General features: G+C 72.9%; 17 protein-coding genes. 8 read left to right on the top strand and 9 right to left on the bottom strand.

All coding sequences use genetic code 11. From position 1 onward, the window contains the following. Window positions 1-136: 136 nt before the first annotated feature. Window positions 137-1573, top strand: a complete 1437-nt coding sequence (locus tag ACZ51I_RS08270) for a WGR domain-containing protein (protein ID WP_468872610.1) — start codon at window positions 137-139, stop codon at window positions 1571-1573. A 26-nt stretch (window positions 1574-1599) separates the two neighbouring features. After that, the gene (locus tag ACZ51I_RS08265) at window positions 1600-2052 is read left to right on the top strand and encodes a hypothetical protein (protein ID WP_468872607.1); all 453 of its coding nucleotides are present in this window, start codon (window positions 1600-1602) and stop codon (window positions 2050-2052) included. Between the two features lie 10 nt (window positions 2053-2062). Here the strand turns inward: ACZ51I_RS08265 and ACZ51I_RS08260 are convergent, their stop codons facing one another. Continuing rightward, a complete protein-coding gene (locus ACZ51I_RS08260; RefSeq protein WP_468872606.1) occupies window positions 2063-2485 on the bottom strand; it encodes a DUF350 domain-containing protein in 423 nt (140 codons plus the stop codon). A gap of 80 nt (window positions 2486-2565) precedes the next feature. Beyond that, a complete protein-coding gene (locus tag ACZ51I_RS08255) occupies window positions 2566-3180 on the bottom strand; it encodes an HdeD family acid-resistance protein (RefSeq protein WP_468872604.1) in 615 nt (204 codons plus the stop codon). A 194-nt stretch (window positions 3181-3374) separates the two neighbouring features. On the opposite strand from ACZ51I_RS08255, the gene ACZ51I_RS08250 reads away from it, so the two are divergent. Both ACZ51I_RS08250 and opcA read left to right on the top strand, forming a co-directional pair. Beyond that, the gene (locus ACZ51I_RS08250) at window positions 3375-3920 is read left to right on the top strand and encodes a DoxX family protein (protein ID WP_468872602.1); all 546 of its coding nucleotides are present in this window, start codon (window positions 3375-3377) and stop codon (window positions 3918-3920) included. 79 nt (window positions 3921-3999) lie between these two features. Next, window positions 4000-4911 carry a glucose-6-phosphate dehydrogenase assembly protein OpcA gene (gene opcA / locus ACZ51I_RS08245; protein WP_468872599.1) on the top strand — a complete coding sequence of 304 codons (912 nt, stop codon included), beginning with the start codon at window positions 4000-4002 and terminating at the stop codon, window positions 4909-4911. A 70-nt stretch (window positions 4912-4981) separates the two neighbouring features. Here the strand turns inward: opcA and ACZ51I_RS08240 are convergent, their stop codons facing one another. Both ACZ51I_RS08240 and ACZ51I_RS08235 read right to left on the bottom strand, forming a co-directional pair. Continuing rightward, window positions 4982-5752 carry a class I SAM-dependent methyltransferase gene (locus tag ACZ51I_RS08240; protein WP_468872596.1) on the bottom strand — a complete coding sequence of 257 codons (771 nt, stop codon included), beginning with the start codon at window positions 5750-5752 and terminating at the stop codon, window positions 4982-4984. Beyond that, window positions 5749-6834 (bottom strand): cytochrome P450 family protein, encoded by a 1086-nt coding sequence (locus ACZ51I_RS08235; RefSeq protein ID WP_468872593.1) that lies wholly within the window; start codon window positions 6832-6834, stop codon window positions 5749-5751. Before ACZ51I_RS08235 ends, ACZ51I_RS08240 begins: the two co-directional genes overlap by 4 nt. A gap of 378 nt (window positions 6835-7212) precedes the next feature. On the opposite strand from ACZ51I_RS08235, the gene ACZ51I_RS08230 reads away from it, so the two are divergent. Further along, window positions 7213-8403, top strand: coding sequence for a cytochrome P450 (locus ACZ51I_RS08230; protein WP_468872591.1), 1191 nt, complete (start codon window positions 7213-7215; stop codon window positions 8401-8403). A 123-nt stretch (window positions 8404-8526) separates the two neighbouring features. Here the strand turns inward: ACZ51I_RS08230 and ACZ51I_RS08225 are convergent, their stop codons facing one another. From ACZ51I_RS08225 to bdeA, 3 genes are all read right to left on the bottom strand, one after another. Next, window positions 8527-9504 carry an acetylxylan esterase gene (locus ACZ51I_RS08225; RefSeq protein WP_468872588.1) on the bottom strand — a complete coding sequence of 326 codons (978 nt, stop codon included), beginning with the start codon at window positions 9502-9504 and terminating at the stop codon, window positions 8527-8529. A 165-nt stretch (window positions 9505-9669) separates the two neighbouring features. Next, window positions 9670-12360, bottom strand: a complete 2691-nt coding sequence (locus ACZ51I_RS08220; RefSeq protein ID WP_468872585.1) for a LuxR C-terminal-related transcriptional regulator — start codon at window positions 12358-12360, stop codon at window positions 9670-9672. A gap of 99 nt (window positions 12361-12459) precedes the next feature. Continuing rightward, window positions 12460-13335 (bottom strand): bis(hydroxyethyl) terephthalate hydrolase, encoded by an 876-nt coding sequence (bdeA, locus tag ACZ51I_RS08215; RefSeq protein WP_468872583.1) that lies wholly within the window; start codon window positions 13333-13335, stop codon window positions 12460-12462. A gap of 424 nt (window positions 13336-13759) precedes the next feature. On the opposite strand from bdeA, the gene ACZ51I_RS08210 reads away from it, so the two are divergent. After that, window positions 13760-14002 (top strand): DUF5302 domain-containing protein, encoded by a 243-nt coding sequence (locus ACZ51I_RS08210; protein WP_468872580.1) that lies wholly within the window; start codon window positions 13760-13762, stop codon window positions 14000-14002. 520 nt (window positions 14003-14522) lie between these two features. Here the strand turns inward: ACZ51I_RS08210 and ACZ51I_RS08205 are convergent. Then, the gene (locus ACZ51I_RS08205) at window positions 14523-15068 is read right to left on the bottom strand and encodes a hypothetical protein (protein WP_468872578.1); all 546 of its coding nucleotides are present in this window, start codon (window positions 15066-15068) and stop codon (window positions 14523-14525) included. Window positions 15069-15511: 443 nt separating this feature from the next. Here ACZ51I_RS08205 and ACZ51I_RS08200 point away from each other — a divergent pair, with 443 nt between their 5' ends. Both ACZ51I_RS08200 and ACZ51I_RS08195 read left to right on the top strand, forming a co-directional pair. Further along, the gene (locus tag ACZ51I_RS08200) at window positions 15512-15814 is read left to right on the top strand and encodes an SDR family oxidoreductase (RefSeq protein ID WP_468872576.1); all 303 of its coding nucleotides are present in this window, start codon (window positions 15512-15514) and stop codon (window positions 15812-15814) included. After that, window positions 15811-16248 (top strand): NUDIX hydrolase, encoded by a 438-nt coding sequence (locus ACZ51I_RS08195; RefSeq protein ID WP_468872573.1) that lies wholly within the window; start codon window positions 15811-15813, stop codon window positions 16246-16248. The genes ACZ51I_RS08200 and ACZ51I_RS08195 overlap by 4 nt, the downstream gene beginning before the upstream one ends. A gap of 70 nt (window positions 16249-16318) precedes the next feature. Here the strand turns inward: ACZ51I_RS08195 and ACZ51I_RS08190 are convergent, their stop codons facing one another. Beyond that, window positions 16319-17692 carry a hypothetical protein gene (locus ACZ51I_RS08190; RefSeq protein WP_468872571.1) on the bottom strand — a complete coding sequence of 458 codons (1374 nt, stop codon included), beginning with the start codon at window positions 17690-17692 and terminating at the stop codon, window positions 16319-16321. Window positions 17693-18087 lie beyond the last annotated feature (395 nt).

Below are 18087 nucleotides of genomic sequence, written 5' to 3'. Positions count from 1 at the left end.
AGGACCCCGCGGGCCCGGCCGGCCGCGCGGGACGCGCGGTGGGAGCGGAGCGAGGACGGGCCGGGCGGGATCCGACCGGGAGAGAGAGGTCGTTCGCCGAGGGCCGTTGTCAGTGGTGGCCCCTACCGTTTTCACCATGACGACGACGACCTATCTGGAGCTGTCGCAGGACGGCGGCGGTGCCCACAAGTTCTACGAAGTGACCGTCGAGGACCTCGCGGTGTCGGTCCGTTACGGCCGGATCGGCTCGGACGGGCAGACCCAGCGGTCCACCTTCCCGACGGCGGCGAAGGCCCAGGCCGCGGCGGCCAAGAAGATCGGCGAGAAGGTCCGCAAGGGGTACGCCCCCGCGGTCCCGGGGCAGCGTGCCGCGCGCCCCGTGACGCGCCGTGAGGTCACCTCCGCGCCCTCCACGGCACGGGCCGTAGCCCCTGTCCTCTGGCGCTTCCGCACCGGCTCGGCGGCCTTCGGCATCCACGTCGACGAGGAGCACTGCTGGGTGGGCAACCAGGCGGGCGACGTCTTCACACTCGACCGCGGCGGCGAGGTACAGGCCCGGTTCAGCCTGCCCGACGGAGTCAAGTGCCTGGTCGCCGACGACTTCTGGATCTACGCGGGCTGCGACGACGGCAAGGTGTACGACCTCTCGTCCAAGCTCCCCTTCGCCGCGTACGACATCGCCACCGACGTCGACATCTTCTGGCTCGACATCCACGAGGGAATCCTGCACGTCGCCGACCGCTCGGGGCGGCTCACCGTCATCGACCACGAGGACGAGCACCAGTGGGCACGCGCCGGCGCCGGGGAGCACGCCTGGATGGTCCGCGCCGACGGGGACGCCGTCTACTACGGCGACACGCGGGGCGTCGCCGCCCACGCGCCGGACGGTGGCGGCGAACTGTGGCACACGGCCACCGAGGGCGGGGTCCTCTTCGGCTGGCAGGAGGACACCGCGGTCTACGCGGGGACGTCCCGCAGGAAGGTGCAGCGGCTCGCGAAGAAGGACGGGCGCGTGGAGGCGGTGTACTCCTGCGACAGCCCGGTGTACTCCTGCGCCACATCGCCCGGCGGCCGTTTCGTCTTCGCGGCCGACTCGGCCTCCTCCGTCTACTGCTTCGCCGAGGACGGCACCCGGCTGTGGAAGCTCGGCACGGGCGGCGGCTCGGCGCTCTCCATGCAGTACCGGGACGAGCGGCTCTACCTGGTGACCACCGACGGGTCACTGGTCTGCGTCGACGCGAGCGAGGCGGCGATCGCGGCCGCGCAGCAGGGCACGGTCCCGGTCGCGCGGGACGTCAAACTCGCCGCCGCCCTGCCGGTGTACGAGCCGGCCACGACCGTCACCGCCGTGACCGCCGTCAGCGACGCCCCGGCCGGCTCGGTGGTCGTGGAGTGCGTGACCGAAGCGGGCCGCACCCGGGTGCGGGTCCTCTCACAGGGGTACGACTCCGCGTGGAACGTGCAGTTCCCGCGGGCGATCCGGGAGCCCGGCGCGCGGTACGTGGTGGACGCCCTGCACCCGGCTGCGGGCGGGTTCTACCGGGTGCGCGGCGACATCCGGCGGCTGCTGTGACCACCGCGGCGGGAGGCGGCTCGGGTGTGTTCGAGGCGGCCACGGGAGACGGGCCGCCGCTGCCCCGGGCGGAGGCCGAGCAGCGGTCGCGCGAGATCCGCGCCGCGGTCGACGGGCTGCTCCAGATCAGGCGGCTGACCCTGCGCCAGGGCGGCGACCCCAGAACCGCGCCCGCGGACTGGGAGCGGCGTCGACCGGTCCGCGCGGTGGCCCTCGCCCTGGAGTCGGGCGGGATCACGCCCTCGTCGGTGGATGCCTCCGGGGTGCGGCTCTCCACCGGCTACCGGGTCAGGGAGGGGGAGCGGCCGGCCACGGCCGTCGTGGAGTGGCTCGGCCCGCCGGGCTCGGGCGCCGCCCAGGAGGAGGCGGCGGCCCTGGGCGCGTGCGTGCCGGCCCTGGCGCGGCTGGGCTGGGAGGCGCTCCTCTACAAGGGGCCACGCGGCCGCCGCTTCCTGGAGGTCGAGCCCTTGTCCCGGTGAGGGGCGCTCGTCAGGCGATCGAGGCGGAGACGATCGCGGAGACCGCGATGTTGCAGGAGGCGGTCACCCAGACCGCCGGGTGCGGCTCGGGGTCGACGAGCGTGGCGCCGAGCTTCCCCGGCGTGACCAGGTCGACGACGAGGAAGGCCACCGCCATCATCACCAGACCGAGGAGGCCGAACGCCGCCGTCGAGACCAGCCCCTTGCCGAAGTCGTCGTACGTCGTCCAGATCGAGGTGAAGACGATGCCGCCGATGCCGAGGAGCGCCGAGGTCAGCAGGATCGCGGCGTTGCGGTTGCGGTCCTCCCAGATCTGACGCCCCAGCTTGCCCGGGGTCAGCAGGTCCACGAGCCCGATGCCGAGGATCAGCAGGACCACGCCGAGGGCGCCGTAGGCACCGGCCCGGCCGAGACCGTTGACGATGTCGCTCATGAGTGCCGGCTCCGAAAGGTAGCGATCGCGGAGGATCGGAGGTCAAGGACCGGCAAAATGTAGCGCACGGGTGCGCGGGCTCAGACCCCCGGCGGGAGGTCCTTGGCCCGGGAGCGCACCTGGAAGGCCGTGACGACCTCGACCGCGCCGACGGCGATGAGCCAGATGCCGCCCAGGAGCGTGAGCACCGCCGCCGATTCCAGCGGAGACACGATCAGCACGATCCCGGCGAGCGCGCTGACGACACCCAGGAAGACCTGCCAGCCGCGTGCCGGCATCGCCGGGTCGGAAGCCGCCGCCACGGTCTGGGTGATGCCGCGGAAGAGCCACCCGATCCCGATCCAGAGCGCGAGCAGCAGGATCGACTGCATCGCGCCCCGGAAACAGAACAGTCCGAGCAGGATCGACAGCGCGCCGCTGATGAAGGCCATGACGCGCAGCGCCGCGGTGGCGTGGGTCCCGAAGGCTGCGATCAACTGCATCACGCCGCTGAACAGCAGATACAGGCCGAAGAGCACCCCCGCCGCGAGGAGGGAGGCACCAGGCCAGACGAGGACCAGGACGCCGAGGACCACCGCGGCCGACCCGGCGACGAGCAGGGCCTGCCAGGCGGCGCCCGCCAGCATCCCCAGCGGGCCCTGGGGCACATCCCGCTGCGACGAACCGTCGTGGGGGCGGCCGTGAGTCTGTGTCATGGGACGGAACCGGTCCTTTCGTCGCGGGCGGGGACGCCCTCTCAGGGGCAAAGCCCACCCAGTCAAGCAACACCCTGTAAAAGCCGCAAAACATGACTCAAGTGGCCTATCGGGAGTGGGTTCCGGGGGCGGGCGGGGGCGAGTGGGACGACAGTGGACGGTGTACGCGTCCGCCTCCCCACCTTGGAGAACCCATGGCCCACCCCAACCGACGCGATCTCGGACTGCTCGTACTGAGGGTCGGCACCGGCGCCGTGCTCGCCGCGCACGGAACGCAGAAGCTCCTCGGCTGGTTCGGGGGCGGCGGCATCGACGGCACCACCAAGGCGATGGAGGCCATGGGCTTCAACCCGGGCCGCGAGAGCGCGATCGCCGCCGGTCTCGGAGAGGCGGGCGGCGGAGTCCTCCTCGCCCTCGGTCTGGCCACCCCGGCCGCCGGCGCCGCGGCCGCCGGTGCCATGGCGGGAGCGGTCGCCGTCCACGCCCCGGCCGGCTTCTTCGCCCAGGGCGGGGGCTACGAGTACCCGGCCTTCCTCGGCTTCACGGCCGCCGCGATCGGCATCACCGGCGCCGGACGCTACTCCCTGGACCACGCCACGGGGCATGTGGTGGATCGTCCCTGGGTGGTGGCCACCGCCTTCCTCGGCGCGGCGATCGCCGCCGCGGCCGTCGTAGGCCGCCGCGCCCAGGAACAGGCCTCGTCCGAGCAGGAGAGCGACACGGCACCGGAACCGGCGTAGAGGCACCCGCAGGGGACCCGCACGCATCCGCCGCGCGGGAGGGTTAGGCTCGCCGGAGAGGAAGGGACGGGCGCCGCACATGAAGATCGATCTGACGGACACCGACTCCAGCAAGATCAACAAGGCGATCCTGCAGGGCCGCAGGGCCGTCGGCACCCCCGCCGTCGGAGCGGTGCTCACCCTCGTCGTCGTCACCGACGAGGAGAACGCCTACGACTCCGTCAAGGCGGCCAACGACGCCTCACGGGAACACCCTTCCCGCACCCTCGTCGTCATCAAGCGCCACGCCCGCACCCCACGCGAGCGGTACGAGACCCGGCTCGACGCCGAGGTCCGGCTCGGCTCGGACGCGGGCTCGGGCGAGACCGTCATGCTCCGGCTGTACGGCGAAGTCGGCGACCGCGCCGACTCCGTGGTCCTGCCGCTGCTCCTGCCGGACGCGCCCGTCGTCGTCTGGTGGCCCGTGGACGCGCCGGAGGTGCCCTCGAAGGACCCGCTGGGCTCGCTGGCGCAGCGCCGCATCACCGACATGTACGCGGTCGAGGACCCCCTCACCGCCCTGGAGAAGCGCGCCGCCTCGTACGCCCCCGGCGACACCGACCTCGCCTGGACCCGGCTCACCCCCTGGCGCTCGATGCTGGCCGCCGCCCTGGACCAGGCACCGCTCACCGTCACCTCGGCGGCCGTCGAGAGCGAGGCGGAGAACCCGAGCGCCGAACTCCTGGCCCGCTGGTTCGAGGTCCGGCTCGGTGTGCCCGTCGACCGGGTCGTCACCGACGGCCCGGTCATCACGGCCGTCCGCATGGGCACCGCCGACGGAGAGATCCGCATCGACCGCCCCGAGGGCCCGGTCGCGCGCCTCTCCGTCCCGGGCCAGCCCAGCAGGGTCCTCGCCCTCAAGGTCCGGACCACCGCGGAACTGATCGCCGAGGAACTCCGCCGCCTGGACCCGGACGAGGCCTACGAGGCGGCGCTGCGCGGCCGCGACTGACCCCGCCGCCCGCCCGTGCCGGTGGCCGGCGGAAGGCCGGCACGGCGGCGGCTCGGCCCGCTCTCCGCCCTCAGGTCCGCCGGCTGAAGACCAGGACCACGTCCGCCCCCTCCCTGACCCGCGGGACATCCGGGTCGGGCAGGGCGAGCAGGCGGGATCTGGTCTCGTCGACCAGACGGGTCGCCTCCCCGCCCGCCGCCCAGGCGCCGGTGAACAGGCCGCGTGTCAGGGACTCGGCCATCGCTCGTGGTGACACCCGGAAGGACGTGGGGCGCTCCGACGCCGTCCCCTCGTAGGCGAGGCCGTGGGACGCGGCGATCGGGGCCAGCCACTCCGGGCCGTCGCGCCGACCGCCCTCCGGGTCGAGGCGGTCCTCCAACTCCCCGACGAGCAAACCGATGTCGTCCGTCGGACGCGTCCCGCCCGCCGGGATCACCAGATAGCGCCCACCCGGCCGCAGCACCCGGGCGACCTCGGCGAGGACGGCCCGGTTGTCCGGGCCCGCGTGCAGCAGCCAGGTCGAGACCGCCTGGTCCACCGACCCGCTCCGTACGGGCAGGCGGCAGGCGTCGCCCACCGCCACCCGCGCGCCGAGCCGGGCCTTCGCCCGGGCGAGCATCCCGGGCGAGAGGTCGACGCCGTGCACGGTGTGCCCCCGCGCCGTCAGCTCGGCCGCCACGATGCCCGTCCCGACGCCGATGTCGAGCACCGGGCGTGCCGGGTCGAGGAGCGGCGCGAGTTGCTCGGCGAAACCGGCGGCACGCGCCGTACCGCCGCGCGACTCGTCGTACCCCGGGGCGATCTCGTCGAACTCCGCCGCCGGGCGGCCCTGCCCCTTCACGCCTGCGGGGTGAAGGTCACGGGCAGTGTCGCCATGCCACGCAGGATGCCCTCGCGCCGGCTCAGGTCCGCGTCCGGGTCGGCGAGCCGGAGGTCGGGGAAGCGCCGCAGCAGGGTGCCGATGGCGATCCTGGCCTCCGCGCGAGCCAGCGGAGCGCCCAGGCAGAAGTGCACACCATGGCCGAAAGCGAGCTGTTGCGGCACCTCGCGGCGCGCCACGTCGAGGATGTCGGGACGGTCGTACCGCGCCGGGTCGCGGTTGGCCGCGGCGAGCCCGATGATGATCATCTCGCCGGGCGGGACGGTGACCCCGCCGATCTCGTACGCGTCGACCGTGAAGCGCGCCACGCCCCGGCTCACCGGGCCCTCGTAACGCAGGAGTTCCTCGATCGCCCCGGGCAGCAGCGAGGGGTCGTCGCGCAGTGCGGCGAACTGCTCCGGGTGGCGCAGGAGGGCGTGGACGCCGTTCGCGATCAGGCTGGCCGTCGTCTCGTGACCGGCGAGCGTGAGCAGGATGGCCATGGCCGTCAGCTCGCGGTCGCTGATCTTCTCCTCGGCCTGCGCGGCGCAGAGCGCGCTCAGCAGGTCGTCCTTCGGCTCCGCCTTGCGCGCGGCGATCAACGGCTCGAAGAACTCGGTGAGTTCGGCACGCGCCCGTGCTCCCTTGGCGAGCCGCTCCGGGGTGTTGGGCGGCATGATGAGGCCGACCGCGAGCCGGGCGAAGTCCGGCTGGCCCTCGGCCGGGATGCCGATGAGTTCGCTCAGCACGGCCATCGGCAGCGGGAGGGCGAACTCGGAGACCAGATCGGCGGATCCGCGCTTCGCGATCGCGTCGAGGAAGGCGTCGGTGTGCGCCTGGACGCGCGGCGCGAGCGCCTCCACGCGGCGGAAGGTGAAGGCCTTCGAGACGAGGTTGCGCAGCCTCGTGTGGTCCTCCCCGTTGGCCACGAGCATGCTGGCCATCAGGACGTTGGTGCGCTCCTGGTGGGCCATCTCCTCCTCGAGGCCGTTGACCCCGACGGGGCTGCTGCTGAGGCGGGGGTCGGTGAGCGCGGCCACGGCCTCGTCATAGCCGGTGACCATCCAGACTTCAAGGGTGGGATTCAGCCTGACGCGCTGGACGACTCCGTGCTCACGGATCCGCTCGAAGAGCGGGTAGGGGTTGGGCTGTTGAGCAACGTTTACCGGGACATCGTGAACGATTGTCTGGTCTTGGCCGGTCATCTTCCGTAACTCCCCGCAGCTTTGTGAAAGATCTCTGGCAAGTAGTCATACCAGCCACCCCAGTTGCGTGGTAGCGTCACCGGCGCTCGGCTCGGATGATGTACAGGGAAGGACCGGCGAACCGCCGGTGACGCACCAGCGAGGCGTTCCACCCACCGGTGAAGCGGCGTCTCGTACCGCTCGACTCGTAGGCAGCCAAGGCCTCAACCAGGCCCGATGCACAGGGGGAGACGTTTCGTGGAGCAAGCGGCAGCCGTGGACCCGATCCTGGATCTGGCCAGCCCGTCGAACCTGCGGAACCCCTACCCGGCCTATGCCCGCCTGCGGGAGAGCACGCCGGTCTTCTGGCACGAACTGCTCGGTTCCTGGGTCCTGACCCGCCACGCCGACTGCCTCGCGGTGCTCACCGACAGCAACCGCTTCGCCTCCGACTGGCGCCGCGCCGGCGAGGACATCCCCGCACCGCTGCTGAGCGTCCAGACCCTCGACCCGCCGGAGCACACCGCCATCCGGCACCTCCTGCTCGACGGTTTCCGCGCCCAGGACCGCCAGGCCCTGCACGACGGCCTGGAGCACGGGATCGCGGACCTGCTCGCCGAACTGGCGGGGCGCCCCTCCTTCGACTTCGTGGGAGAGCTCGCCGAACCGGTCGCCCTCCGCTTCGTCACCGCCTTCCTCGGCGTCCCCGCGCCCGAGCTCGACTGGTTCGTGCCCATGTCCCGTACCGTCGTCGACGGCATGGACGCCGGGCTCTGGCCCGAGAAGCACGAGCCCGCCGTCGCGGCCCGGGCGCGGCTCGCCGAGTACGCCGGCGGCTGGCTCGCGGACCCGCCCAAGGAAGGGCTGATCGCGTACGTCGCCGAACACGCGCCGGACAGCGGCGTGGCAGAAACGGTTCTGCGGAACAGTCTGCGCGCCGTCCTCCACGCCGGCTACGAATCCGCCTCACGACTCCTCGGCAACGCCGCGGCCGCCCTGCTCACCACCCCCGGCGCGCTCGACGCCTTCCGCGCGGGCCCGGCAGCGGCCGTGGACGAACTCATCCGGTACGACGCACCCGTCCAGGCGGACGCCCGGGTCTGCGTCACCGACACCGAACTGGGTGGCGTCACCGTCAAGGCGGGTGATCCGGTCACGCTCTTCCTGGGCGCGGCCAACCACGACCCGCTGCGGTTCGACCACCCCGCAGAGCTGCGACTCGACCGCGCCCCGAACCCGCACCTCGGGTTCGGGCGCGGGGCCCATGCCTGTCTGGGCGCGTCCATGGCGATCCGGCTCGCCGGATCGGTCCTCGGGGCCCTGGCCAGGGACTACCCGGACGCACGGGCCGTCGCGGAACCGGAGCACCGGCGCAATCTGACCCTCCGCGGTCTCGACCGCTTCGAGGTCACACTGCGTCCACGAGCGGGGGAGGAGGTTCGACCATGAAGTACTGGCACTGAAACCCGTGAGCGTGACGCCCGTCCGGGAGGCGGGCGGCACGCCGGTGCACGCCTCATGTGCACCCCGCCGGAGCCCGAGCCCGCTGCGCGGCTCGGGCTCCGGCCCTTCTCAGGAGCCCTGTCGCAGCTTCCCGGGCAGCCACCGGAGCTGCGCGGCCTGCTGGAACGTGCCGCCGCCCTCGTGGTCGTTGAAGTCGTACACCTCGATCGCCTTCTCCTCCGCGGCGTACGCGTTGAAGGCCGCGAACACCGTCGACGGCGGGCAGGTCAGGTCCTCCAGGGCCGTCGAGAACAGCGCCGGGGCCGTCGCGCGGGCCGCGAAGTGGACCCCGTCGAAGTAGGCCAGCGTCTCCCGGACCCGCTCCACCCGACCGCGGTGCGCCTTGAGGTAGTTGCCGATCTCGCGGTACGGCGTGCGGTCCGTGATCGTCGTCGCGCGCGGGAAGTCGCACAGGAACGGCACGTCCGGTGCCACCGCCACCAGGTTCCGTACGAGCCCCGCCACGGCCAGCGTGATGCCGCCGCCCTGGCTCCCGCCCGTCACCGCCGTACGGCCCGCGTCCACCAGCGGATGCGAGCGGGCCGCCTCCACGGCGCGCACCGCGTCGGTGAAGAGCCGCCGGTAGTAGTAGGTGTACGGATCCTCGACGCCGCGCGTCATGAAGCCCGGGACCGAGGGCGCGCTGCCCGCCGGGTCCGGAGTGTCACCGGTGGCCCAGCCGCTGCCCTGCCCCCGCGTGTCCATCACGAAGTGCGCGAACCCGGCCGAGGCCCAGAGCAGATGCGTATGCGGAAGGCCGCGCCCGCCGCCGTACCCGAGGAACTCCACCACGCCCGGCAGCGGTTCGACCGTGCCGGCCGGCAGGACGAACCACCCCTTGACGGGCTGGCCGCCGAACCCGGCGAAGGTCACGTCGAAGACCTCCACCGTGGCGAGCCCGGTCACCACGGGCTCGAAGCGTGCGTCCAGCCCGTGCGCACGCGCCTCTTCGAGGGTCTTCGTCCAGAACGCGTCGAAGTCCTCGGGCTCCACGGACGCGCTCCGGTAGGTGCGGAGCTGGTCGACGGGCAGGTCGAACTGGGTCATGCGAACCGCCTGGTGAGTGTGGGTCTCGTTCGATATCTCGACCGGTCGGACCCGGCCCTCACCACCCTAGGTCGAGCCCCCGTCGATTCATATACGTGAATCCCCTGACCGCTGCCCGATCGGACCTCCGGCACGGCGAAAACCCGCCCGCCCTCGGCATCCCGCCTACCCTCCGTCCCACCCGCCCACCACGCCCGGGAGTTCGACGCGGGAGCGGATGCCCAGCCGGGCGAAGACGCTGCGCAGGTGGTGGTCGACGGTTCGGGGGCTCAGGGAAAGGTGGTCGGCGACCTCCTGGTTGGTGGCACCGCGTGCGACGAGCCGGGCGATGCGCTGCTGCTGCGGGGTCAGCTCCCGCAGCGCCGCCGGATGCGGGGGGCCGCCCGACGCGCCGCCCGTCGCGCGGAGTTCGGAGCGGGCGTGCTCGGCCCAGCCTCCGGCCGCCGCCCGCTCGAACGTCACCAGGGCGTCGCGCAGCGGTCCGCGCGCCTCGCCCGGTCGTCGGCGGCGCCTCAGCCACGTGCCGTAGGCGAGGAGGGTGCGGGCGCGCTCGAAGTCGTTGCCGCAGCTGTCGTGGCGGCGCACGGCCTCGCCGAACCAATACGCCGGCCCCTCGCCCTCCGCGAGCAGAGCCCGGCAGCGGGCCAGTTGGGCGTGGGCCGGACCGTCGACGCCGAGCTCCGCCCACGCCGCGTACTCCTCGGAGGCGTCCTGGGCCTCGTCGTACCGCCCGGCCGCGACGGCTGCCTCCACGAAACAGGGGACCGCCAGCATCCGCAGCGCGAAATGCCCGCCCCGGGGACCGGGCCGGACGATCGGAAGCAGACGTGCCGCCGCCTGGGCGGCCAGGCCCCGGCCCAGTTCGGCACGGGCGAGCGCCCACTCGGCGAGGGTCGCGGCCTGCACCAGCCCGTGCGGGCCCGCCGTCGCGAGCGCTCGACCGGCGTGCTCCGTCACGGAGGGCCCGTCGCCCGCCACCGACGCCACCAGGGCCAGGACGGCGTGCTGGTGGGCGGCGACGTTGTGCTGACCCGTCGCCTCGGCCGTCCGCAGTCCCTCCCGGGCGGTGCACGCGGCCCGGCTGTACCGGCCGGCCCGGAGCTGGGAGTACGCGAGCTGTTCGAGGGCACGGGGCAGCAGGGCCGTACGGTGCTCCGCGCGGGCCCGGGCCAGCGCACGGGCATGCGCGCGGGCCGCCGCGGCGGTGTCGCCGAGGACGAGCGCGGCCGAACCGGCCCGGAGCAGCAACCGCGGATCGTCGGCGGCGCCGTCTCGCGCGACCACCCGCTCCAGGCTCGTGCGGGCCTCGTCAAGCCGTACGGTCAGGGCGGCCCTCAGTCCGACGGCGAAGTCGCGCTCCGTGCCCCGCGCGTCCTCGCCGCCCCCGAGGGCGGCCACGCACGCGGCGGCGTCACCGCCCGCCCAGGCGGCTTCCATCGCCAGGAACCGGGCGTCGGACGCCTCCAACGGCGCTCGGCCGCGCAGCAGTTCAGCCGCCTGGAGGAGCGCCTCGTGCGCGTCCATGACGGGTCCGCCCGCCAGGGCCGCCAGACCATGGACCAGTTGGGAGCGGCCGCGCACGACGGGGGAGAGGGCGCGGACGGCGGCGGGCGGCCCCAGCCGGTCGGCGCGATGCCCCTCGTCCCGCGCGAGGGTGCGACCCGCCGCCGGTGGCGCCGCTGCCGCGCGACCGGCGTGACCCGCCGCCGGCTGGCCGGCCATAGGCGGTTTGTCGGCGGCGGCCCGCCCGGTCGTTCCGGTCGCCGCCTCGCGCCAGGACGGCCGGGCCGAGGCGAGCGCGGCGCGCCCGAGGAACGGGTCCTCGAAGCGGAGCACGCCACCCCTGCGACAGAGCAGGCCGTCCGCCACCAGGCCGTCCAGCGGTTCCGCGGCGGCACGGGTCCTTCGCACCCCGGCGGTGACGGCCCCGTGCACCACCGGGGTCGCGCCGGCGACGCGGCCCGCCAGAGTCGCCACGGCGACCGTGGCGAGCAGACGGCGGGAGTCCGCCGGCAGACCGTCGAGCAGCCCGCCGTACACCTCGGCGAGGACGGCGTCGTCGGCCACCGGCCGCGGCAGGGGCGCGTCCCCGGCCAGTTGGGCCGTGGTCAGCCGCCGTACCATCGCGGCCAGGACGCCGGGGTGGCCGTCCGCCTCGTCGAGCAACGCCTCCCCGACCCGTGGCGGTGGGGTGGCCGCCGGGCACAGGTCACCCAGCAGCGCCCGCGCACCGGCCGTGGTCAGCCGGCCGAGCCGTACCGTCTCCGCTCCCGGTACGTCGGGGAACCGGTGGTGACGCGCGGCCGACACGAGCCAGCCCACGCGTTCCGTGGCGCCGTGCTCCCGACCGCCGGACCCCTGCCAGGCCGTCGCGAGCGCGGCCCGCGAATGCGCGTCCCACAGATGGAGGTCGTCCACACAGATCAGCACGGAACGTCGCCGGCCGATGCCGGAGTCGGCGCCGCTTCCGGGCACGTGCCTGGACCTGGCCGGGTCCGCGGCTTCGGCCGCCGTGACGAGGGCGGCCACGGCCCGGCCGAGGCCGCCCTCGCCCCGCGCGAGCCGCAGCGCCCGGCGTCCGGCGGCCGGGGCGGGCGCCAGAGCCTCGCACAGCGCCCGGGCCGCGCTCCACGGCCCCCGGTGTCCGGGCGCGGCGACCTGGTACACCATGCCGGGGAAGTCGTGTGCGGCCCGGGCCAGGAGGCTGGTACGCCCCTCACCGGGGCTTCCGGTGACGAACAGGACGCCGCCGGAACCGGCCTCGGCACGAGCCGACAGACGCGCCACGGCGGCCAGTTCGGCCGCGCGATCGTACAGCCGCGGGACGGAGGCGGCGACTTGCGTGGCTCCGCTCACGGCGGACAGGTTACCGATCCGTAAGGGGTGGCGAAAGGTTCCCGGTTCTGGGCGGCCGCCCAGAACCGGGAACCGGGCTCTGTGACAGTGCACAGAGCGTCAGGAACCGAGCGGGCAGGTGCCCCGGTACTCGTCGATCGTCAGACTCGGCCGCGGCAGCGGGCAGAGGAACTGCTCGTAGCGGGTGTCGTCGTCGATGAAGCGCTTCAGCCAGGAGATGCTGTACTTCGCGATCGTCGTGTTCGACGAGTTCGGGGTGAAGTGCGTGGCACCGTTGAGCTCCAGGTACGCCTTGTCGAGCGAGGCGGGCAGGGTCTCGTAGAAGGGCTCGGAGTGGGTGGCGACGGGGGCGATCGTGTCACCGTCCGCGCCGATGACGAGGGTGGGCGTGGTGATCTCGGGCCAGGTCTTGTCCGTGTTCCACGCCGTCAGGGGGACGGCGGCCTTGAGCGACGGACGGGTCTTGGCCGCCTCGAGGGTTCCGCCGCCGCCCATGGAGTGCCCCATCACCCCGAGCCGGGAGGCGTCGACGCGACCGCGCACCGCGCTCCGCTGGGTCAGGTAGTCGAGCGCGGCCAGAAGTTGCCGCCCGCGACTGTCGGGCTGGTCGACCGTGGTGAGGGTGTCGATGGTGAACACGACGAAGCCCTGCGAGGCGAGCCGCGGTCCGAGCCACGCGATGGAGGACTGATAGGCGGTGAACCCAGGCGAGATCACCACCGCGCCGAAGGTCCCGTCGCTCGTGGACGTCGGGTAGTAGATCGTCCCGCCGCCGAAACCGCTGACGGCGAGCGAGGAGACGCTGGTCTCGGCGACGGCGTACGAGCCGCGCGGCGCCTCGATGCTCGCCACGGTCGGCGCCGGTCCGCGCTCGTAGGGATTGCTCGCGGTGGCGGTCCCGGCGGCCTGGACGCCGGGGGCGAGCAGCAGGGTGAGGCAGGCGGCGGCCATGGTCGCACCGATGATTCGTGTCACGACGGAGTCGTCCTCTCGTGTCGTGGAGCGGCCACCGGTCGAAGGATCCGGCCGGCGGCCACGCCGTGAACTTGCCCGGCCACTGTCCGGGCGGCACGACACACGGGCATCGGCAGAATCACCGGCCTTCGCCGAGGGCTTCACGCCCGCCACGGGCGGCCCTCGGCCCTCCGGCCCCCGCCGGACCGCGCGCCCGCGCGTCCAGGGCGCGAGCGGCACGGCGTCTGGACGCGGGGCTCGCTGACCCGCACCCGCGGCAGCGCCCGCGGTGCGGGGCTCGACGGCTCGCCGGTGGGTGGGGCCCCGCCCCTCCGCTCCGATGCGGATCTCCTCGGCCGTGCCAAGGCAGGAGGAGGTGCCGGTACCCCGTACCGCGCCCGGCATGACAAGCTGGGCCGGCCCACCCCCGAACCCAGGAGGTCCCATGACCGCAGAGCCCGCGTCCACGGAAGGTTCGGAGCCGGCTGCCTCCGAGACGTCCTCTCTCGCGCCGGACAGCGACGGGAACTACGACCTCAAGCGCAAGTTCCGTGAAGCGCTGGCGCGCAAGCGCGGTGCGCAGGCGGACGCGGCCGATGTCGCCGCCAACCCTGACGCGTCGAAGGTCCGCGCGGCGCACGGACCGGCCGCGAGCCAGCGGTCGTTCAGGCGTAAGAGTGGCGGCTGAGTCGATCAGGCCCGGGGCCGCTTGAGCGGCACTCTGCACGCCGTCCGCGGGCACCCCTTGTCGTGGCCCCCGACGGGCGCGGCTCCGTGTGCTCGTCACGGGCGACGTGCGGCCTGTGGTCTCGCCCCGAGGGCCCTGCCCGCCTGCCGGCTGTCAGGCCGGGCAGTGCGGCAGGGCGAGGGGTGCGGAGGCTGAGTCACCCGGTTAGGGCGTTCCGACGATGCTGTCGATCATCCGGCAGAGAAGGACATCCGGCGGCCCGACTCGTCGGATGCCCGCGGCATCGGTGATCAACTCCCACGCCTGCTACGACGTGCCGTTCTGGCGTGCGTACGGTCTGAACGCCTCGTCGGTGGTACGGACACCGCTGTTCCCATCCCCACGGGGCGCGCAGGGGGTTCACGGTGACGAGGCGGGCGTGGCGGAGCAAGGGGGACCGTGCGCCCGTCCAGGAGTTCCTCACGACACCGACCGCCGTGACCGTGCTGACACGACCGCCAGGTGGCTTCCCGTATGCAGGTCACTGTCCGTCGACGATGTAGTAGTCGTTCTTGAGGTACTGCAGGGTGTAGCTGCCGAGGTCGCTCTCGGTGAAGGTGGCGGAGGACCGGACCGCTTCGAGCGGCATCTCGATCTTGTCGAGCGTGTGCACGACGACGCGCCGGGGATCGACCGTGGCGGTTCGGAGGGCCTTCTTCTGCTCGGGTGAGATCATCTGGAAAACCATGACGTACGTCGACGTGCACGGACCGAATCCCTGGTCCTCTGCCTTCTTCGCGCCCGGCCCGGCCACTTCGCAGACCGTGTCGATGTCCTCCCGCCCAAGGCCGTGAAGGTACGACTCGTACCGTTGGATCGCGCGCTCCTTCGTCATGGGCGCGGGCCGGCTGCCGGTAGGAGCGGCCGACGGCTTCTCGGTGCGAGCGGACGTGGAGGGCGCGGGCGACGGCTTGTTCGCCGAGGTGGACGCGGACGGCCGCGAAGGCTTCGCCTCCTCCTTCGCTTTCTCCGGCCCGCACGCGCACGCCGCCAGCACGACGCAGGCCGATACCGCCGCGTTCACCATCGTGCGCGTTCTCATCAGATCCCCTCCACCAGCCGACTGCACCATCAAGACCTCACGCAGGATCCAGGGGAACGGTTCCCGAGTTCGTCCCCGGCCCCGCGCCCGCTGTCGTACCACCGACGTCCAGGAGCCACCGAGCCCCCGCGCGCGTTCTCGATCCCAGGGTTCGTACACCTCCCGCACCCCGTCGCCCCGGTACACCCGGCGCTCCGGCCGCAGCTCACCCGCGGCAAGGCCGCCACGATCACGCCGGCCGAACCTGCAAGGACGAACACCGACCCGCTGGAAAGCGCTACATGACCCGACGCTCGGTGCTCCAGTGCCCCTGTAGCCCCAACTTCGCCGAGTGCGCAGCAAGGTCAGCGTGGGCCTGCCCTCAGCCGTGCCGCCGCGTGAAGTTACGGCTTCGTCCGGACCGCGTACAGCACTGCGAAGGCCGGCTAATGGCCCTGACCCGCTCCCTTGCCCGGGAACTGGGCCCGTACGGGATCTGCGTCAACACGGTCCTGCCCGGAGTCATCCAGGTTGAGGCCGAGAACGCCCTCCCCGCCCGGCACCGTGCGTGGCCGGAGGACCAGATCAAGCGCCCGTGCATCCCGCGCCGCGGCCGGCCCGAGGACGTCGCCACCCTGGTGGCGTTCCTCGTGGGCCCCTCCGCCTCGTTCATCACGGGCAGTCGGTGCACGTCGACAGCGGCCGACTGCTCCACTGGGACCGTCAACAAGCAAGGAGACGAACCGAAATGAACGAACGAGTCCGCGCCGTCCTCATCACCGCCGACGACACGATGCTGGTCATCCGCCGCACCCGGCCCGGCATCCCCGAGTACTGGGTCCTGCCCGGCGGCGGTGTCGAACCCGGCGACGAGTCCCGGGAGGCCGCCCTCCACCGGGAGATCCACGAGGAGATCGCGGGAAAGGCCGACATCATCCGCCTCCTCCACACGATGGAGACCGACGACGAGCGCCAGCTCTTCTACCTCGCCCACATCGCGACCTGGTCCTTCGACGACCGCACCGGCCCCGAGTTCAGTGGCGAAGGCCGCGGCGAGTACGCGCTGGAGGAGGTCCCGCTGAGCTTGGAGGGGCTCGACGGCATCGACCTCAAGCCCGAGGAGATCGCCCACGTGCTGAGGGGAGCCATCGACGCCGGGAGCCTTGGAGCCGGGGTACCGCTCTGATCCTGCGAGCGGATCGACATCCCGCGGGGCCGGCTCCGAGGCGAGCCGGCCCCGACGGTGATCCCCGGTCCTACCGGGGCTCCTCGTCCTGCCCCGGCAGCAACCGCAGGGCGAAGACGGAGCCGTCGGCGTGTACGGAGACGGGGCCTCCCCAGCTCTTGTCGAAGGTGAGACGGGGGCGGGTGTCGCGGCCGGCGTGGACGACGGCGCGGTACTCCTCGACGTCGCCCCGGGCGAGGAGGCGGAAGAGTGCCTGGTCCACGCCGGAGAACGCCTCGACGCGGGGGCCGTTCAGGCGGAAGACGTGGTCGGTGCCGACGTACTCGGTGTCCAGGAGCGTGGGGGCGGCGTCCTGGACGCTCGTGCTGGCCGCGTGCTCGAGGCCGGTGAAGCGTTTGTGGCCCTGCCGTTCGGTCAGGTGGCGGGCGGCGGCGTGACCGGAGCCCGTGAAGGCCATGAGGCCCGCCGCGGTGGTGTGGGCCAGGGACTCCTGGAACCAGGCGTAGTCCTTCGGCTGTACGTGGCAGCCCCGTACCGGATCGAGAGCCACCAGGCCCTTGGCCGGCGGGTGGATGTCCGGCATCACGTTCGCCTGCGTCGGAGCTGCGTTCAGGTTCGGCTCCCGGCCCTCCGCCGGGGACAGCCAACCGCCGCTGCCCGGTGCCTCAAGCGCGTGGACGGCCATCGTGCCCCCGTCCGTCGGGATCTCCGTGCTGAACAGCAGGGCCGGGGTCTCGTTCCACGCGCCGATGTGGACCGCTTCGGCGTGGACGGAGGCGGAACCCAGCTGATCGGCGGAGGTGGCGGCGTTGCCGTGGTTGCCCTTGCAGGCGAGGGGGATGACGAGGGACGGCTCGCCCGGCCGCCAGACCTCGGCGAAGTACTGGGGACGATAGCGGTACTTCACCTTCTCGCCCTTGTCCCGGCTGGTGAGGGCCCAGCCCGCGCGTAACGCCGCGTCGGCGGGGACGATCGTCACCGAGTGGCCGGGGAAGCGGCGGCGCAGCATGTGCTCGGCGAGGGTGAGCGCGAAGCCGACGCCGAGCTCACCGGACTGGAGCGACTTGTAGTGGTCCGCGATGCGGTGACCTTCGTCGGTGAGGCCGAGCAAGGAGTCTCCGCCGCCGGCCAGGGCCTGGGTGTACTTCAGCGCGCCCCAATGCTCCGCCAGCCCCCGGCCGGCACCACGCCACGACAGAGACGTGGCCCGGGCGAGCGTGTGGAGCACGTCCCAGACGGTCACCCCGAACTGCCTGGGCAGCTCCGTGCGCCGGACCGGGACCAGGGAGGGCTTGCGGCGGAGCGGCTCCTCCTCCTTCTCCTTCCGCTTCTCGTCGTCCGCGGCGATGGCGGCCTTCGTCTTGCCGACGAGCGCGTCGTCGGAGCGGACGGATATGTTCGACGGCTGGGTCAGGTCCTTGAGCACTTCCTCGGTCGGCTTCAACAGCTCTCCTTCACGGTGTGCGCGAGCGGTTCACCATCGCGCTGACCGTCGGAAGGGAGGAATGGCGCACGCAAGTGCGCAGGGGCGCGTGACCTGGCCCTCGGCTCGGTCGGGTCGGCGTCGACGCTTTGACCCCGCCTTGCTCACGAGTTCCACGCTGCCGAGGGGCCTCGGGCCGGCGGCAGGCAGCGAGCCGACTTCCGGGGTGGTCGACCGCCTGATGACCGAAGGGGCCGTGTTCCATGAACCAGACCGATGTCGGTGCTCGACAGGTCGGTGGTGCGTGGGCGCACGTCATCCGTGTGCTGAGGGGTCTCCCGTACGGTTGACGGCCCATCAGGGGAGTCGGCATTCGGTCAGCGTGAGTCGCCTGTCGTTGCCGGAGGATTGCCTGA

It is taken from the genome of Streptomyces sp. NPDC034084, assembly GCF_055575535.1.
The sequence above is the reverse complement of the archived record's forward strand: the minus strand, read 5'-3'. Positions and strand labels throughout refer to the sequence as shown.

Coding starts and splice junctions, on each gene's coding strand:
- opcA (WP_468872599.1), top strand. CDS start 4,000: ATGAAGATCGATCTGACGGACACCGACTCCAGCAAGATCAACAAGGCG.
- ACZ51I_RS08205 (WP_468872578.1), bottom strand. CDS start 15,068: ATGGTGAACGCGGCGGTATCGGCCTGCGTCGTGCTGGCGGCGTGCGCG.
- ACZ51I_RS08250 (WP_468872602.1), top strand. CDS start 3,375: ATGGCCCACCCCAACCGACGCGATCTCGGACTGCTCGTACTGAGGGTC.
- ACZ51I_RS08260 (WP_468872606.1), bottom strand. CDS start 2,485: ATGAGCGACATCGTCAACGGTCTCGGCCGGGCCGGTGCCTACGGCGCC.
- ACZ51I_RS08270 (WP_468872610.1), top strand. CDS start 137: ATGACGACGACGACCTATCTGGAGCTGTCGCAGGACGGCGGCGGTGCC.
- ACZ51I_RS08255 (WP_468872604.1), bottom strand. CDS start 3,180: ATGACACAGACTCACGGCCGCCCCCACGACGGTTCGTCGCAGCGGGAT.
- ACZ51I_RS08210 (WP_468872580.1), top strand. CDS start 13,760: ATGACCGCAGAGCCCGCGTCCACGGAAGGTTCGGAGCCGGCTGCCTCC.
- ACZ51I_RS08235 (WP_468872593.1), bottom strand. CDS start 6,834: ATGGTCACCGGCTATGACGAGGCCGTGGCCGCGCTCACCGACCCCCGC.
- ACZ51I_RS08225 (WP_468872588.1), bottom strand. CDS start 9,504: ATGACCCAGTTCGACCTGCCCGTCGACCAGCTCCGCACCTACCGGAGC.
- ACZ51I_RS08200 (WP_468872576.1), top strand. CDS start 15,512: ATGGCCCTGACCCGCTCCCTTGCCCGGGAACTGGGCCCGTACGGGATC.
- ACZ51I_RS08195 (WP_468872573.1), top strand. CDS start 15,811: ATGAACGAACGAGTCCGCGCCGTCCTCATCACCGCCGACGACACGATG.